Source organism: Nocardia sp. NPDC050793 (assembly GCF_040654065.1).
GTDB lineage: Bacteria > Actinomycetota > Actinomycetes > Mycobacteriales > Mycobacteriaceae > Nocardia.
In genome coordinates, this window is record NZ_JBFAHG010000012.1 from 86015 (window position 1) to 101017 (window position 15003).

Below are 15003 nucleotides of genomic sequence, written 5' to 3' on the forward strand. Positions count from 1 at the left end.
CGCTACTGCGCCGTCAGAGTGAGGCCGTGCCCGTTCTGGTTGCGCAGGGTGAGGATGTCGGCGTCGATGGTGGCGGTGGTGGTCCCGTCGAGTGCGCGCAGCACCACGGTCTCGATCTCCATCACTTCCGGCGGGCACATCATCTTGGTGGCGCCGAGCCGGAACGTGACCTTCTCGCCGTCCTGTCCCGGCTCGATGGTGGCCGTGCCGGTCAGCCGGTTGCAGCCCGCCGAACCGGAGACCGAGCCGTCCTCGGCGATCACCAGCGTCGGCTTCGCCTCGATGACGGCCTGGGACTGGATCTGCGCGTCCGGCGTGATCAGCCCGTTCACCACCCACGTGGTGCCGCGCAACGGTTTGTCCGGCTGCGCGACCTTCTTGTCCAGCAGCGTGACGGTCTGCTCGTTGTTCCGCAATGTCAGGGTGTCGCCGTCGAGCTGCCAAGCGGGCGCGGAATTCAGCAGCGTGTCCACCCAGCGATCCGCGTCGGCCAGCTCGCCGGGGCAACCGATCAGCGTGCTCGTCAGCTCCTCGGTTCGCAGCACGTGGTCGTCGAGCGTCACCGCACCCGAGATCGTGTTGCATCCCGCGTACGCGGTGACCTTGCCGTCCGCGAACCGCAACGAGAGCGGGCCGCCACCGGGAATCGGCTCTCCCTGCACCTGAGTCGACAGGAACGTGCGTCCCATCGGCGACGCCCCCGGCTCGCTCGGCTCGGTGTCGTCTCCGCCGGAGCAGGCGGCGACACCGAGGGCGAGCAACAGCACCGGGAGGAACCGCAATAGTGAGGACGCCATGGGCGCGATGCTACCGAGATCGAGGCCGAAGCCGCGGGATCCCGGGACCCGGACCGGTCGAAGCTCGTAAGCCGACCTTCGTCGCCGACGGACACGCCGATCCGGGCCGAGCTCGTCTCCCGCCGGCACGAGAAACGTTCGGGGACAGCGCCGACGGCGGGCGCGCACGCCACTCGGGCGCCGCCGAAATGGACTTCGATCTCTCCGTCGGACCGGGCAAGATGGCGGGGAAGAATCGAGCTCCGGGTAATCGCCGGGGAATCGGACCGTGGGGAGGGTGTGCGTGCGGGTGTGGACGTTGCAAGCGCCGGAAGTGGTTGCGGCGCTGCGGACCCGGGGCCGCTATCGAGCGTCGTGGGATCGGGTGATCGTGAACTGGCGGCCCGCCTACCGCGCAATGGTGGCGCAGATGGAGCGCAGCGGCATCGCCTGCGGCGATGATCCGCCGGTGTGGTGCTGGCCCGGGCGGGCGCTGCGTCACCGGCGGGTGCGGATGACCGCGGACTTGCTGCTCGGTGACGATCAATGGGCGCATGGCGTGTGCCTGCTGCGGTTGACCGTTCCGCCCTCGGCGGCGCTCGCGACGTCCTACTCCCGCTGGAACGACTACCTGGGGGAGACGATGGCCCTGCTCGCGGCCGCGGGACGATCCGACGGTCCGGCGTTCGGGCCCGAGGAGGCGGCGATGGATTGGCGTGGTGTCCGGGTCGACGAATGGGACGCGACACAGATCGTCCTGCCGGAGCTGCGCCGCGAATGGCTGGTCGGCGTCCGCCACTACCCGCCAGGAGCCGATACCGCGGCGCGAATCGCCGCCGACCCCGGACTCCGTGCGCTCGCGACAACGTACGAAGCACGCTGACACCACTGCCCCCTAGCCGCCGTCACCGCCGCTGTCTGGGGCTTGCCGACGCCGCGGTGCTCACCGTGTCCGGCGGGTTCGGCCACCTCCGGAAGCGGTCCGCGGACGTCGGTCGCGGCGGTATATTCGACAAGCTCGATGCTCGTAGTTCGACCAGAAGATGGGACACCGATTCGGACAGCTACGAAGGGAGAGTTGCCATGGTCGACGCCACCCAGATATTCGCCGAGATCGATCTCGATGATGACGGCTACATTTCCGTCGCCGAACTGAAGGAATATCTCGATCGCACTCGTCCGGTCAGCAACGCTGTCAGCTCCAGGTACTTCGGGTTGCTCGACAAGAACAAAGACGATCAGATCAGCTTCGAGGAATTCGAGGAGTCCTACCTGGCCGGACGATAGTTCCGCGTCGCAACGCCTGCCGCCCCGGCAAGCATCACAAGGCGGTGAATCAGGGTCGAGTCGAACCGCGGACGGTGGTGCTGCTCCTGCCGCTGCCGATCGCGCACAAGCTCGAGGCCGCGCAGCCCCGGAACCCTCATGGTCCGGGGCTGCGCTGTGTCGTAGGACTGCTGTGCCGTAGGACTACAGGTCCTCGATGCGGACGGTGGCGTCGGACGAAGAACCTGACCGAGCCGGGTGACTCGGCGGCGTCGGCCGGTCGCGCGAAGGCGACCGGGAACGGTCGCCCGCCGGATGCGCGGAACGGTGCCGGTGCGCGCGCGGCGATATGCTTTCCGGAGTGACCACCGCCGACGCGACGACCCCTCTTTCCACCTGGGCGCCGCTACGGTCGCCGATCTATCGGGCGCTGTGGATCGCGCAGCTGGTGTCCAATCTCGGCACCTGGATGCAGACGGTCGGCGCGCAGTGGCTTCTCGTCGACGAGCCGAACGCGGCGACACTGGTCTCGCTCGTGCAGACGGCGATCACGCTGCCGGTCATGCTGCTGTCCATTCCGTCCGGGGTGATCGCCGACCTGGTCGACCGTCGTCGCCTGCTGCTCGGTGCCCAGTCGACGATGGCGTTGCTGGCGGCCGTGCTCACCGTGTCCACCGCGACCGGGCACACCACGCCCGAGGTGCTGCTCACTCTGCTGTTCCTGCTGGGCTGCGGGCAGGCGCTCACCGCGCCCGCCTGGCAGGCGATTCAGCCGGAACTGGTTCCGCGCGAACAGATTCCGTCCGTGGCGGCGCTGGGCAGCATGAACATCAACATCGGCCGCGCGGTGGGACCCGCGCTGGCGGGCGTGCTGGTCTCGCTGTCGGGGCCGACGCTGGTGTTCGCGCTCAACGCGCTGTCCTTCACGGGGATCGTCACGGTGCTCGCGGTCTGGCGCAGGCCGGTCGCCGATCGGCAGTTGCCCACCGAGCGACCGCTGGCTGCGCTCCAGGCGGGCACCCGCTTCATCCGGGCCGCGCCCGCGATCCGCCGCGTGCTGCTGCGGTCGATCCTGTTCATCGCGCCCGCGAGCGCGCTGTGGGCGCTGCTTCCGGTGATCGCGCGGGATTCGCTCGGTCTGTCGGCCTCCGGGTACGGCCTGATGCTCGGTGCGCTGGGACTCGGCGCCGTGCTCGGCGCGCTGGGGCTGTCGCGGATCCGCGCGCTCCTGACGCCGACGCAGCGGCTGACCGCGGCCGCGGTGCTGTTCGGCATGGCGTCGGTGGGCGCGGCGCTGCTGCACCACGTGGTGCCGGTGCTCATGCTGCTGGTGGGGGCGGGTCTGGCTTGGCTGCTGGCCATGTCGACGATGAACTCCACCATGCAGCTGCTGCTGCCCGCCTGGGTGCGTGCCCGCGGTCTCTCGGTCTACATGCTGGTCTTCATGGGCGGGCAGGCGATCGGCTCGCTGTTCTGGGGCTTGGTGGCCGGTGCGCTCGACTCGGTCACCGCGCTGCTGATCGCGGCGGTGTTGCTGGCGGGCAGTGCGGTGAGCAGTGTGTGGCTGCCGATCCGGCACAACGCCGAGGAACTCGACCACACGCCGTCGGCGTTCTGGCCGGAGCCGCAACTGGTGGTGGAACCGCAGCCCGACGACGGCCCCGTGCTGGTGCTGCGGTCCTACGACGTGCCGGAGGACAGGGTCGGGGAATTCCTCGAGGCGATGGCGTTCGTCGGGCGCTCGCGCCAGCGCACCGGCGCGATGGAATGGCGGTTGTACCGCGATGTCGGCGTGGTCGACCGCTACGTCGAGGCGTTCGTGGTGCGCTCATGGGCCGAGCACATGCAGCAGCACCAGGTGCGGCTGACCGCGCAGGATCAGCTGCGCGAGCACGCGGTGGCCGAATTCGGCGCGGGCGAGGAGGAGATCACCCATCTGGTCGGAGTGGACCGCCGGTAGGCCGCGGCCCGTCGCCGCGAGCCCCGTTTAGGCGTGCGGTGAACCCACCCCATAGACTGATCGCCATGCGGATGTTCCTGGATATCCTCCTGATCATCACCAGCGTGCTGCTGGTGCTGCTGGTGCTGCTGCACCGCGCCAAGGGTGGAGGCCTGTCCAGCCTGTTCGGCGGCGGCGTGCAGTCGAGCCTGTCCGGCTCCACCGTCGTCGAGAAGAACCTCGACCGCGTCACCATCTTCACCGGCCTCATCTGGGTCATCGCCATCCTCGGCATCGGCTTGGAGATCAAGTTCGCCTGAGCGGGCAACGGCCCGGTCATCGGGCCTGCCGCGATCGTTGGCGCGCGATTCACTTCCCGTTACTCGACACGGTTAGCGCCGGGATCGCGAACCATGGCGCGTGCCAAAGCGACTCGCTGCCGTTGGCCGCCCGGCAGCGCGGCCGGGCGGCGGCGCAGCAGCGGAGTCAGCTCCAGCGCGGCGGCGACCTCCGCCACCCGTGCGGCGATCCTGGCACGGGACAGGCGCCTGGCCCGCAGCGGGAACGCGATATTGCGTTCGACCGTGAGATGCGGGTACAGCGCGTAACTCTGGAAGACCATGGCCAGATCCCGCTGCTGCGGGGCCGCGCCGGTGATGTCGCGCCCGTCGAGCAGGACGCGTCCGGAAGTCGGCGTCTCCAGACCGGCGATCAGGCGCAGCAGCGTCGACTTGCCACAGCCGCTCCGTCCGAGCAGCACCATGAACTCGCCGTCGGCGATGTCGAGGGACGCGCTCGCCCTCGGTGCCGCGCCCGCGGGCGCGGCACCGGAATCCGATGCGGTCGGATTCTCCGCCACCGCCACCGAGACATCCGCCGTGGTCACCGTCGACGCGGGCTCGATGGTGGTCGACGACGGCGTGTTCGAGATCCGCGCGGCGGACGGGGCGGTGCTCGCGGGCGCCGAATTGGCTTTCCGCGTCGATGATTTCGTGTTCCCCATCGCCGCCGAGATCGCCGGGCGCTCGGCCACCCTGACGCCGCGATTCGAGCTCGCGCACGCCGCCTACCGGCCGGTCGCGCTGCCCTTCGAGGAGCAGGCGCCATGGAAGTCGGAATACGAGCGGGAACAGGCGGCCTGGAGCCGGATGGCGTCCACCATTTCCATGGGCGCCACCATCGGGACCCTGGTCGGCGGGTTGGGCGGGGCGGCGGTCGGCTGCGTGCTCGGCGGTGTCGTCGGCGCGACCGTGGCGTCGGCGACCATTGCCGGGCTGTTCGGTCCGTTCATCCCTGCCGCTGCGGTGAGTTGTCTCGGCGGCATCGTCGCGATCGGCGCGCTCGGCACCGTCGCGGGTCAGCTGCTGGTGACCGCGCCCGTCGCCGTCTTGGCCGCAGCCCAGTACTTCACGACGATCAACACACCGTTCCCGAAGAAGTGACTCGGCGGCCGTGGCGCGCGCTCGCTCGCGCGTCACGACCAGACCCAGCGCTACCCGATGATTTTCTTGCAGGTATTCGGGACATGTATTATCCCTATTTATGCTCATGAGTGAAGGGGTCGAGTGGGGACTGCACTGCTGCCTGGTGCTGGCCTGGCTCGACGACCATGCGCCGATCGCCACCTCCCGGCTGGCGGAGATCTTCGAGCTGCCGCCGGAGTACCTGAAGAAACGGCTGCAACCGCTGGTGCGGGAGGGGATCCTCGAGTCGACCCCGGGCGTGCGCGGCGGATATCGGCTGGCGAAGGCGCCCGAAAACATCACGTTGATGGACGTCGTCGCCGCGGTCGAAGGCCGCACCGACGCATTCCGCTGCACCGAGATCCGCCGCCGCGGAGCCGGCGAGACCGCAGGCAAGTCCGAATTCGCCACACCGTGCGGGATCGCTACCGCGATGCGCCGCGCCGAGCTGGCATGGCGGCGTGAGTTGACGAGTCAGACCGTCGCGGATCTGATCGCTGACGCCCCGGCGAATGCGCCGCGTCGGGCGCGGCGGTTCTATGAACAGCGGAACGCCTGAGGGGGCGCGCCGTCCGGTGAAAAACTCACCCGGCCACCGGCCGGGTTTTTTCGAAAGGAATCCGGGATGTCAAATGTCCTGATTACATCTCGCGAGGCCAATGATCGGTCGAATGGGTTGCGCCGCACCCTGATTCTGGCGTTGGGCACCTTTGCCGTGGGCACGGACGCGTTCGTGCTGGCCGGGTTCCTGCCGGACCTGGCCGCCGGACTGGAGGTGTCCACCGCGACGGCCGGTTCGGCGGTGACGGTCTTCGCCGCCGGATACGCGCTGGGCTCGCCGGTGCTCGCCACGGTCACCGCGCGGGTGCCGCGGCGGGCGCTGTTGGTCACCGCCTTGTTGGTGCTCGCTGTCGCCAACCTCGGATCGGCTCTCGCGCCGACCTTTTCGATCCTGCTGCTCACCCGGGTCCTCGCCGCGGTCGCGGCGGCGGCATTCACCCCGAACGCAGGCGCGCTGGCCTCGGCGCTGGTGCGCCCTGACGCGCGGGCGCGGGCGCTGGCGGTGGTTGTGGGCGGACTGACGATCGCGACCGCGCTCGGCGTGCCCTTGGGGGACGCGCTCGGGCAGTTGCTGGGCTGGCGCTCGGCCCTGGCCGGTGTCGCCGCGCTGTGCCTGCTGGCCGCGGCCGGTGTCGCGGCATGGGTGCCGTTCGTGCCCGGCAGCCCGGGCGTGCCGCTGACCACGCGATTGTCGGTGTTGCGCAACCGGACCGTCGCGAAGGTGCTACCGCTGACCGTGCTGGGTATGGGCGCGGCCTACGTCGTCTACGCCTACGCCGTGCCCGCGCTGGGCGCACTGGGTATCGGTGCTTCGAGCACCGCGTGGGTGCTGTGCCTCTACGGAATCGGCGCGGTCGCAGGCAATCTGGTGTCCGGCTACGTCACCGACCGCTGGGGCGCGACGCGCGTGCTCACCATCGGTTACCTGACCATGGCCACGGCCTTGGGTGTCATGGGCGTCCTGGCGGCCACCGGCACGCGTGCGCCGCTGCTGGTGGGGGCGCTCGCGGCGGCGTGGGGTGCGGCCAGCTGGTGCCAGACCCCGGCCCAGCAGCATCGGCTCATCGGCGCTGCCCCGCAGGAGTCCGGACTCGTGGTGGCGCTCAACGCCTCCGGCATCTACCTCGGCATCGGAGTCGGCACTCTGCTCGGCGGCTTCTCCATCGATCACGGCCCGACCACCATGTTCGCCACCGGCACCGTCCTGGCCGTGATCGCCCTGGCCTACCTTCGGGTCACTGCGACAGCGACCCGACCCTGAACCCTTCCACCCCGGGGGCGACCGGAACCGAACCGACTCGCCCCACCCTGACTCACCCGGGGGTCAGTCGTGGCGCGGCACTCGGCCGTCGACGTCGGTGAAGCCGTACTCGTCGGCGAGGTCGGCCACCCGCCAAGCCCGTCCGGTGCGGGCGCGTCGTCGCGGATCGGCGGCCAGCGCCACCACGGCGCGCCCTGGGAAGCGCGGCGTCTCGGCGGCGGCGAGATCGAAGGTGCCCTCGCCGGGCAGGGTGACCAGCCGCCGTCCGGCGGCGTCGGCGGGGACCAGTTGCAGCAGTTCGGTGTCCACGATGCCCGGCCACAGCGAGACCACGGTCACCTCGGTGTCGGCGAGGTCGTGCGCCATGTCCGCGGTGAGCCGGTCCAGTGCCGTCTTGGCCACACCGTAGACCGCGTTGTGCATGTACCGCTGGGACCCCGGCGAGGAGATGTTGACGACCAGCCCGCCGGAGCCGATGAGCAGCGGCGCCGCGAAGAAGCCCGCCGCATAATGGGATCGGACGCCGACGTCGAAGCTCTCGTCCCAGGCCGTCGGCGGCACCTGCCAGAACGGTTTGCCGAGCCAGCGCGCGGCGGCGGGGGAGTTGTAGACATTGTTCACCAGCACGTCCAGACGACCCTGCTCGGCGCGCACTCGCTCGAACAGACGCTGCACGGCGTCGTCGTCGCGGTGATCGCAGACGAAGGGGATGCCGCGCCCGCCGAGCGCGTCGATCTCGGCCGCGGTGTCGTGCACCGTGCCCGGTAGTCGGCCGGGCGTCGCCGACCGGCCGGTGATGTACACCGTCGCGCCCGCGGCGCCCAGTTCCAGCGCGATGCCTTTGCCGATGCCGCGGCTCGCGCCGGTGACGACCGCGACCCGGCCGTGGAGTTCTCGAGGTATTCCGCTCACGACTCCCGGACATTACCGTGATTCATAGAACGCGTTCTAAGTTTGGAGGCGAGAGTGGAGCCGACGCATCGGTTCGTGACCACCAACGGCATCCGGATGCACGTCGCCGAACAGGGCAGCGGCCATCCCGTGGTGTTCTGTCACGGTTTCCCGCACACCTGGTTCGTCTGGCATCGGCAGCTGGCCGCGGTCGCCGCGGCCGGATATCGCGCCCTAGCGCCCGACCTGCGCGGATACGGCCGGACCGAGACTCCCGACGACCCGGCGGAATACACGAATCGGGCGGTCATCGGTGATCTGCTCGGCCTGCTCGACGACATCGGCGCCGAGCGCGCGGTGTTCGTCGGGCTGGATTTCGGCGCCGCCCTGGTGTGGGAGCTGGCGCTGCGCGCACCAGAGCGCGTCGCGGGCCTGATCGTGCTGAACAACCCTTATGCGCCGCGGCCGCCGCGCGCGCCTTCTGAGCTGTGGGCGAAAGCGGCCGCGCGCCATTTCCTGCACCTGGACTACTTCCAGCGGCCCGGCGTAGCCGACGCCGAACTCGGGGCCAGTCCGCGCGAATTCCTCGCCCGCGTCTACTACTCGCTCAGCGCCGACTATCACTACCTCGACACGTGGCGCTTCCCCGCCGAGGGCACCGGCTATCTCGACGTGCTGCCCGAGGCTCCGGCACTGCCGTGGCGATGGCTCGCCGAGCACGAATTCAGCACCTTGGCCGCCGATTTCGAGCGCACGGGTTTCACCGGCGGCCTCAATTGGTATCGCAATCTGGACCGGAACTGGACGCTCACGGCCGACTACGCCGACGCGCGGGTGACCGTGCCCACGTACTTCCTCTACGGCGAGCGCGACCCGGATATGGAGGGTTTCAGCGGCCGCGATCCGTTGGGGACGCTGCGCGCGTCCGTGCCCGATCTGCGCGCGGTGACGAAGGTTCCGGACGCCGGGCACCTCGTCCAGCTCGAGCGCAGCGACGAGGTGAACGCGCTGATCACGGCGCATCTGGCCGACTTGGCGCCCGCGAGGGCCGACGTTCCGGCCTGACGTCCGTCCGCTCATCGCGGCAGCGGCGGGACGCGACCGGCGACGACCCGGGTGCGGACGGCGGTCAGCACCGCGATCACCAGCACCGTCACGATCTCCAGGAGGTTCCAGGCGAGGGTGTCAGCGGCAGGTTCGACGGGCTGCGGATCGGCCGCTCGCGGTGGCCGCGCGGGCAACGCCTGCGGCGTCGGTTCCGGTGCCTGCGCCCGCGCCGGAACGGGTTCGGCCGGGGCATGCGGGATCGGGACGGGAGTCAGCGGGTCGAGGCGGAGCGGAATGCCCGGCGTCGGTGGGGCCATCGGCAACAGCAGGAGACAGGTGAGCAGTGCGCCGCTGCCGAAAGCGCTGCCCGCGGCGCTGCCGAGCGCCGAACCGCTGGAACCGGGGCCGACGAGGCCGCTGCCGGTCGAGCTGCCGAGCGCGGACCCGCTGGAGCCGAAGCCGACGAGACCGGGACCCACGAGGCCGCTGCCGCCGCCGCTGCCGAGTGCGGAGCCGAGAGCTAGGGCGGCGCTACCCGCCTCGGCGCTTCCGGTGCAGGCGGCGCGGACGCTGCCGACATCGAGGCCGAGGGCTTCGGCCGGTGTGGCCGGTGCGGGGGCGAGTTCGGTGTCTGCTGGGACGACCGGGACGGTCGCGGGCTCGTGCATCGTGGTGTAGCTACCGATCGAGGCCGGGAGAATCGGTGCGTATCGCGGCGTGAGGTCCAGAGGGATTGCGGCGGGGGCGCTTCCGGTGTCGATCGGCTGTGCGCCCGCGCTTCCGCTGACGAGGCCCGGCGGGAGGAGCGGCGGAGCCGGTTGGGCGGCGGCGAGTGGCGAGTAGGCCAGTGCGGCGGCCATCAGGGAGAGTGTGGCGAAACCGGCTGTCGCACAGCGGGGCCTCGTACCGCGTCCGCCCGCTCGGAGGCCGGCCGATCCGTCCCCGCCACGGCCCGGTTTACCGATGCGGAACATCGCCGGCGCCGATCGTGGTGGCGGGTGCGGAGTTCGGCGTGCGTTCGCCGATCTGCTCGAAACGTGACTGCGCGTACTCGTAGGCGTCCCTCGGGACGCGGTTCCCGCCGGAGAACGGGCGGTCCAGATTGTGGATGGCGAGCACGGCCGCGCCGACCACCACGCCGAGCAGCACGGTCATCGCGACGCTGCGTTTGGTCACCCGCAGGCCGGAGAGCACCGGGCTGAGCAGCAGCAGGATGGTGCCGAAACACAGTGCCAGATAGAGGAATCCGGGCACCCCGCCGCTGGCGTCCATGGCCCGGTCGTGCCTGGCCTCGGCGACCCGGTCGAGTCCGGCCAGCGTTTCGGCGGCCGCGTCGTCCGAGGGCAGGGCGGCGACGTCGGCGTGCAGCGTGTCGAGGGTGTCCTGGGTGGACGGACTGAGCTTGTGGTCGGTGTCCATCACCGACCACTCCCCGGTGACGACCTGTTGGGTGTACGCGCGCACCGAACTCTGGACCCGCTGCCGATCGGAGGCGGGCAGCTGTTGCGCTGCCGAGTAAGTGTCCACCAGCGCTTTCGATTCCGCGATGGTGTGGTTGTTGGCGTTCTCGTACTGCTGCCAGCAGATCACCACCACGAAGGCGACGACCGCGGTGAAGAGCGTCGTGATGAGGTCGAGGACCAGGGTGCCCGACTCCTCGTCGCTCGTCTGCCGCCACGACTGCGGGCGTAGGCGATCGCCCACCACGAAGACCGTCAGCGCCGAGACCGCCGCGGCGACCGGAACAAGGAACTCCAAGGCCATATCGGCACCGCCTTCCACACGACTGAGCCGCCGAGGTGACACCCCGGCGCGTGGCGTGATCGCGGACAGCAGCGATCGTCAGGTATTCGATGCGGTGTCAGCCGTGGATGAGATCCCTTGGCGTGTCGCGTATTCGGTGAGTCGCGGCGCGCCCCGTGGCGACCCCCGCCTTTCGGATGTCGTCCGCCGCTGACGGGCCGAACGGTCGGTACTGTGGCCGTATGGGAATCGGGGGAATCGATTGGCGGCGTGGAGCGCCGCGGTGGTGGGTCGTCTCGGTGCTCGGCACCGCGGGACTCGCTGCTGTCTGCTGTCTGGGGTTGATCGTGGAGCAGGTGGTCGACAGCATCGACTACACGGGGCTCGTGCTGCTCGGGCTGCTCACCGCCGGAATATTGTGGGTGATCTGCGGCCTCGTCGGCCTGATCGCCTACGACAACGCGCGGTTGAGCCTGGTCGCGCCTCTGGTGGTCGTGAGCGCCGTCGGAGCGTTGTGGACCGGGCTACCGGAAGCGCTCGGTTGGCAGCTGTCGAAGGGCAGTCTCGAACGCGCGGCGGCCGAGTGCGTTTCGTCCGACGCGAGCGCCCGCTACGGCGTCTACACCACCATCAGCGTCGAGCCGTACGCGGGCGGCTGCTTGTTCAGTACCGGGCGCGGTTGGTACACGAAGCACGGCTTCGCCTACATGCCGGACGGAGCGCCACAGCCGAAGGGTGAGTACGGCTATCACTTCGCACCGTACGACGGCCCCTGGTACCGGTACTGAAGCTGCGCACGCGTCGAGAGACACGTCACGCGGGTGGGCCTGACCACGCGACGCGCCCATCGAGGACCGCGGTGTGGCGTCCTGCCCGCCGATTGCGCCGATGGTATTTCGACTCGGTGCGGGCACGCTGAGTGGTGGCCAGGACCTGTGGAACAAGGCCCTCGTCGTTCAGCGATATTCCGCCGCGAGCTCCGGGTAGTCGGCCCAGCTCGGGAGCGGGCGGAATTCCAGGTAAGCGGTGAGCCGGTCCAGCAGGTACTGCCAGCGGGGGCCGACGGCGCTCGCGTCGGTGTGACAGAGGTGGCGGCGGACGAGTTCGAGGTTGGTGACGACGCCGACCTGGGTCAGGCGCAGTTCGAGGAGACAGCCGTCGATATGGACGACGAGTTCGTGCGGCGCCACGCAGTGGTCGACGCGAACCGCGATCGGGCCGGGCACCGGGCCGTCCATCGGCTCGATCGTGAAGTTGCCGCTGCCGCCCGACGCGGCGCCGAGCCAGCGTTCCAGCTGGCTGCGCGACGTGCACGCCGACCAGACGTCCAGCACCGGCTGACGGTAGGACCGTAGGTAGTGCAGCAGCACGCGATCGTCGCCCGTCTTCGCGTCGTGCTCGGGTCGCACCTCGCCCAGGATGGACATCGTGGTCATCGTCCTGCCCTTTCGCCGCTGGTCACCATTGCTTTCTCCAGGGTATTTCCCGGGACCGCCCGACCAACCGCGAACACGCGGATCGCACGCTAATCGGTGAGCAGTTCCGCGGCGGCCTTCTCGATGCCGGTTTCGTCCAGCAGCACCGCCTCGGCGGCGGGCCCGAGCGGAACGAAGCTGTCCGCGCTGGTGACCCGCGCGACCCGGCCCGGAAAACCGGCGTCGATCAACGCCGCGCACACCGATTCGGAAACGCCGCCGCTGTGCCGGGTTTCGTCGGCGATCAGCACCCGCCCGGTGGCGCGGGCATGCGTCAGCAGATCGTCGACCGGCAGCGGACTCAGCCAGCGCAGGTCAAGCACACGGGTGCGGACACCGCGTGCCGCGAGCCGCTCCGCCACCCGCAGGCTCATCGGGACGCCGTTGGCGAAGCTGACGATCGTGAGGTCGTCGCCGTCGCCGTAGACCCGGGCGCGGCCGATCTCCACGTGCTCCCCGGCGGTATCCGGCGCGAGCCACGCGCCGTCGCCCTCGTGCAGATCCTTGGTGTGGTACAGCGCGATCGGTTCGAGGAAGACGCAGACCCGTCCGTCCACCCGCGCCGCCGAGACGCAGGTGCGCAGCAGCGCGGCCGCGTCGTCGGCGCGGGCCGGGACCGCGATCACCAGCCCGGGGATATCACGCAGCGCCGCAACGGAATTGTCGTTGTGGAAGTGCCCGCCGAACCCCTTCTGATAGGCCAAGCCCGCGATCCGGACCACCATCGGATTGCGATAACGGCCGTGCGAGAAGAACTGGAGGGTGGCGGCCTCCCCGCGCACCTGGTCGGCCGCGTTGTGCAGGTAGGCGAGATATTGGATCTCCGGAATCGGGACGAAACCGGCGAGTCCGGCGCCGAGCGCGGTGCCGAGCACGCTCTGTTCGTCGAGCAGCGTGTCGAAGACGCGGCGCGCGCCGAAGCGCTTCTGCAATCCCTTGGTGACGCCGTACACGCCGCCCTTGCGTCCCACGTCCTCGCCGAACACCAGCACGTCGGGGTCGCGTTCGAGCAGGGCGGCCAAGGTGTGGTTGATCGCCTGCGCGACGGTCATCCCCGCTTCGCCCGCGAACGCGCCGGTCCGCGGCCGCCGACGGTCCGAGCCCGTGAGCCGCACACCCGGCCGGGACTGCGCGGCTGGGGCGGGCATCGTGTCCCGTAGCACGTCCGTGCGCACGACCTCGGGACGCGCGGGCGCGAGCGGCGCCGTGACGGCTGCGGCGGACGTCAATTTCGGTTCCCGCCAAACCAATTCGGCCATCGCCGTGACCCGGTGCCCGATCTCGTCGTAGAGCCCTACGACCTCGTCGGGACTCGCCAGCCCCCGCTCGACGAGCAGCCGGGCCGTCGCGACGACCGGGTCGCGCTCCAGCTCGGCCGCGAGATCGGCGGGCCTGCGATACGCGGTTTCCATGTCGGAACCCGCGTGCCCAAGGAGCCGCACCGTGCGCAATCGCAGAAATGCGGGTGCGCGGTGCTCGCGCACCCAGCGTACGGCGCGCTCGGAGACGGTCAGCGCGTCGATCGGATCGCAGCCGTCGGCGGCGAAATACGCCAGCCCGGGCCGAGTTCCGTAGGCGTGCTCGATCCAGTCCGGCGGCGTCGGCACGCTGATGCCGATGCCGTTGTCCTCGCAGACGAACAGGATCGGCACCGGAATGCCCTGGTGCGCGGTGTGCACGGCGGCATTGACGGCGCCCGCCGCCGTCGAGTGGTTGGCCGAGGCGTCGCCGAAAGTGCACAGCACCACCGAATCCCGCGGCCACTCCGACGCGATGCCGAGCCGTGCGGCGCGTTCGATCGCGAACGCCAAGCCGACCGCTCGCGGCAGGTGCGAGGCGATGGTGGAGGTCTGCGGGATGACGTGCGCCGGTTTGCTGCCGTAGACCTTGTGCCTGCCACCGGAAATCGGGTCGACCGCCGCGGCGACCACGCCGAGCAGCACGTCGCGGATCGGGTCGAGCCCAGGCACCCGTCGCGCCCGGTGCACGAAGAACGCCCCCGAACGATAGTGCAGCAGTGCCGGATCGGTGGCCCGCGTCGCGACCGAGAGCGCCGCGTTCCCCTCGTGACCGGACGAGCCGATGCTGTAGTACCCGCGCTTGGCCACGCCGAGCTTGCGCGCCGCCAGATCGAGCTGCCTGCTGGTGGCTTGCGCATCGAACACCTCGAACAGGGTGGCGCGGGAGATACCCGGGCCGAGGTCCTCGTCGCAGGCGGGCCGTGCCGCCAGCGTGCCGATCTCGGCGCGGAACCGTTCGTCCAGCGCCTGCCCCGGATTCGCGCCGGATTCCGGCGACATCCCGCTCATCGCCGGTCCGTCCGACAGGAACTCGGCGGACCGGCGGTGGTCCACCGGTGACCCGGCGAGCCACCGGCGAAACCATCGACGACCAGGTGCGGCATGCGACCTCCCTTGTCGAGAGCGTTCGGCGCCGTGCGCTGGACAGTGCCCAGCGTTGCGCGCTCGGAGCTGTTCAGCGCCGTGCGCTGGAAACTACGCAGCGCCGTGCGCTGGAAACTACGCAGCGCCGTGCGCTCGGATTCACCCGGCGCTGTGAGCTCGGAGCTAGTCAGCGTCGT

At 70.2% G+C, this 15003-nt stretch carries 15 protein-coding genes and 1 pseudogene; 9 read left to right on the top strand and 7 right to left on the bottom strand.

Features of this window, described 5'->3' with window-relative positions; genetic code table 11:
- Positions 1–2: 2 nt before the first annotated feature.
- Positions 3–797, bottom strand: a complete 795-nt coding sequence (locus tag AB0H50_RS30940; RefSeq protein ID WP_357459571.1) for an META domain-containing protein — start codon at positions 795–797, stop codon at positions 3–5.
- Between the two features lie 283 nt (positions 798–1080).
- Between AB0H50_RS30940 and AB0H50_RS30945 the strand changes: the two genes are divergently transcribed.
- From AB0H50_RS30945 to secG, 4 genes are all read left to right on the top strand, one after another.
- Positions 1081–1659, top strand: coding sequence for a hypothetical protein (locus AB0H50_RS30945; RefSeq protein ID WP_357459574.1), 579 nt, complete (start codon positions 1081–1083; stop codon positions 1657–1659).
- Between the two features lie 200 nt (positions 1660–1859).
- The gene (locus tag AB0H50_RS30950) at positions 1860–2063 is read left to right on the top strand and encodes an EF-hand domain-containing protein (RefSeq protein ID WP_357459577.1); all 204 of its coding nucleotides are present in this window, start codon (positions 1860–1862) and stop codon (positions 2061–2063) included.
- Positions 2064–2391: 328 nt separating this feature from the next.
- Positions 2392–4002, top strand: coding sequence for an MFS transporter (locus tag AB0H50_RS30955; RefSeq protein WP_357459579.1), 1611 nt, complete (start codon positions 2392–2394; stop codon positions 4000–4002).
- A 65-nt stretch (positions 4003–4067) separates the two neighbouring features.
- Positions 4068–4301 (top strand): preprotein translocase subunit SecG, encoded by a 234-nt coding sequence (gene secG / locus AB0H50_RS30960; RefSeq protein ID WP_067835097.1) that lies wholly within the window; start codon positions 4068–4070, stop codon positions 4299–4301.
- Between the two features lie 74 nt (positions 4302–4375).
- Here the strand turns inward: secG and AB0H50_RS30965 are convergent.
- A pseudogene (locus AB0H50_RS30965) lies at positions 4376–4762 on the bottom strand (ABC transporter ATP-binding protein); the annotation flags it as partial.
- Between AB0H50_RS30965 and AB0H50_RS30970 the strand changes: the two are divergent.
- From AB0H50_RS30970 to AB0H50_RS30980, 3 genes are all read left to right on the top strand, one after another.
- Positions 4761–5423, top strand: coding sequence for a hypothetical protein (locus AB0H50_RS30970; protein WP_357459582.1), 663 nt, complete (start codon positions 4761–4763; stop codon positions 5421–5423). The pseudogene AB0H50_RS30965 and the gene AB0H50_RS30970 sit on opposite strands and share 2 nt — an antisense overlap.
- Positions 5424–5529: 106 nt before the next feature.
- Entirely contained in the window at positions 5530–6003 is a 474-nt protein-coding gene (locus AB0H50_RS30975; protein WP_357459585.1) for an Rrf2 family transcriptional regulator, read from the top strand.
- 66 nt (positions 6004–6069) lie between these two features.
- Positions 6070–7266, top strand: a complete 1197-nt coding sequence (locus AB0H50_RS30980) for an MFS transporter (protein WP_357459588.1) — start codon at positions 6070–6072, stop codon at positions 7264–7266.
- Between the two features lie 63 nt (positions 7267–7329).
- On the opposite strand, the gene AB0H50_RS30985 is transcribed toward AB0H50_RS30980, so the two are convergent.
- Positions 7330–8178 carry an SDR family NAD(P)-dependent oxidoreductase gene (locus AB0H50_RS30985; RefSeq protein WP_357459590.1) on the bottom strand — a complete coding sequence of 283 codons (849 nt, stop codon included), beginning with the start codon at positions 8176–8178 and terminating at the stop codon, positions 7330–7332.
- 54 nt (positions 8179–8232) lie between these two features.
- On the opposite strand from AB0H50_RS30985, the gene AB0H50_RS30990 reads away from it, so the two are divergent.
- Positions 8233–9222 (top strand): alpha/beta hydrolase, encoded by a 990-nt coding sequence (locus tag AB0H50_RS30990; protein ID WP_357459592.1) that lies wholly within the window; start codon positions 8233–8235, stop codon positions 9220–9222.
- An 11-nt stretch (positions 9223–9233) separates the two neighbouring features.
- Here the strand turns inward: AB0H50_RS30990 and AB0H50_RS30995 are convergent, their stop codons facing one another.
- Both AB0H50_RS30995 and AB0H50_RS31000 read right to left on the bottom strand, forming a co-directional pair.
- Positions 9234–10064: a hypothetical protein gene (locus tag AB0H50_RS30995; protein ID WP_357459595.1), complete on the bottom strand. Its 831-nt coding sequence runs from the start codon at positions 10062–10064 to the stop codon at positions 9234–9236.
- A gap of 97 nt (positions 10065–10161) precedes the next feature.
- Positions 10162–10968 carry a hypothetical protein gene (locus AB0H50_RS31000; RefSeq protein ID WP_357459597.1) on the bottom strand — a complete coding sequence of 269 codons (807 nt, stop codon included), beginning with the start codon at positions 10966–10968 and terminating at the stop codon, positions 10162–10164.
- 221 nt (positions 10969–11189) lie between these two features.
- Here AB0H50_RS31000 and AB0H50_RS31005 point away from each other — a divergent pair, with 221 nt between their 5' ends.
- Positions 11190–11735, top strand: a complete 546-nt coding sequence (locus AB0H50_RS31005) for a hypothetical protein (protein WP_357459599.1) — start codon at positions 11190–11192, stop codon at positions 11733–11735.
- A gap of 168 nt (positions 11736–11903) precedes the next feature.
- On the opposite strand, the gene AB0H50_RS31010 is transcribed toward AB0H50_RS31005, so the two are convergent.
- Both AB0H50_RS31010 and AB0H50_RS31015 read right to left on the bottom strand, forming a co-directional pair.
- On the bottom strand, positions 11904–12383 hold the full coding sequence (locus tag AB0H50_RS31010; protein WP_357459601.1) for a hypothetical protein: 480 nt from the start codon (positions 12381–12383) through the stop codon (positions 11904–11906).
- A gap of 89 nt (positions 12384–12472) precedes the next feature.
- The gene (locus AB0H50_RS31015) at positions 12473–14731 is read right to left on the bottom strand and encodes a thiamine pyrophosphate-dependent enzyme (RefSeq protein ID WP_357459603.1); all 2259 of its coding nucleotides are present in this window, start codon (positions 14729–14731) and stop codon (positions 12473–12475) included.
- Positions 14732–15003: the final 272 nt, after the last annotated feature.

What these genes read in the sequence shown, in the direction of transcription:
- AB0H50_RS30940 (WP_357459571.1), bottom strand. Translation starts at nt 797, where the DNA reads ATGGCGTCCTCACTATTGCGGTTCCTCCCGGTGCTGTTGCTCGCCCTC.
- AB0H50_RS30950 (WP_357459577.1), top strand. Translation starts at nt 1,860, where the DNA reads ATGGTCGACGCCACCCAGATATTCGCCGAGATCGATCTCGATGATGAC.
- AB0H50_RS30955 (WP_357459579.1), top strand. Translation starts at nt 2,392, where the DNA reads ATGCTTTCCGGAGTGACCACCGCCGACGCGACGACCCCTCTTTCCACC.
- secG (WP_067835097.1), top strand. Translation starts at nt 4,068, where the DNA reads ATGCGGATGTTCCTGGATATCCTCCTGATCATCACCAGCGTGCTGCTG.
- AB0H50_RS30970 (WP_357459582.1), top strand. Translation starts at nt 4,761, where the DNA reads ATGTCGAGGGACGCGCTCGCCCTCGGTGCCGCGCCCGCGGGCGCGGCA.
- AB0H50_RS30975 (WP_357459585.1), top strand. Translation starts at nt 5,530, where the DNA reads ATGAGTGAAGGGGTCGAGTGGGGACTGCACTGCTGCCTGGTGCTGGCC.
- AB0H50_RS30980 (WP_357459588.1), top strand. Translation starts at nt 6,070, where the DNA reads ATGTCAAATGTCCTGATTACATCTCGCGAGGCCAATGATCGGTCGAAT.
- AB0H50_RS30995 (WP_357459595.1), bottom strand. Translation starts at nt 10,064, where the DNA reads ATGGCCGCCGCACTGGCCTACTCGCCACTCGCCGCCGCCCAACCGGCT.
- AB0H50_RS31000 (WP_357459597.1), bottom strand. Translation starts at nt 10,968, where the DNA reads ATGGCCTTGGAGTTCCTTGTTCCGGTCGCCGCGGCGGTCTCGGCGCTG.
- AB0H50_RS31005 (WP_357459599.1), top strand. Translation starts at nt 11,190, where the DNA reads ATGGGAATCGGGGGAATCGATTGGCGGCGTGGAGCGCCGCGGTGGTGG.
- AB0H50_RS31010 (WP_357459601.1), bottom strand. Translation starts at nt 12,383, where the DNA reads ATGACCACGATGTCCATCCTGGGCGAGGTGCGACCCGAGCACGACGCG.
- AB0H50_RS31015 (WP_357459603.1), bottom strand. Translation starts at nt 14,731, where the DNA reads ATGAGCGGGATGTCGCCGGAATCCGGCGCGAATCCGGGGCAGGCGCTG.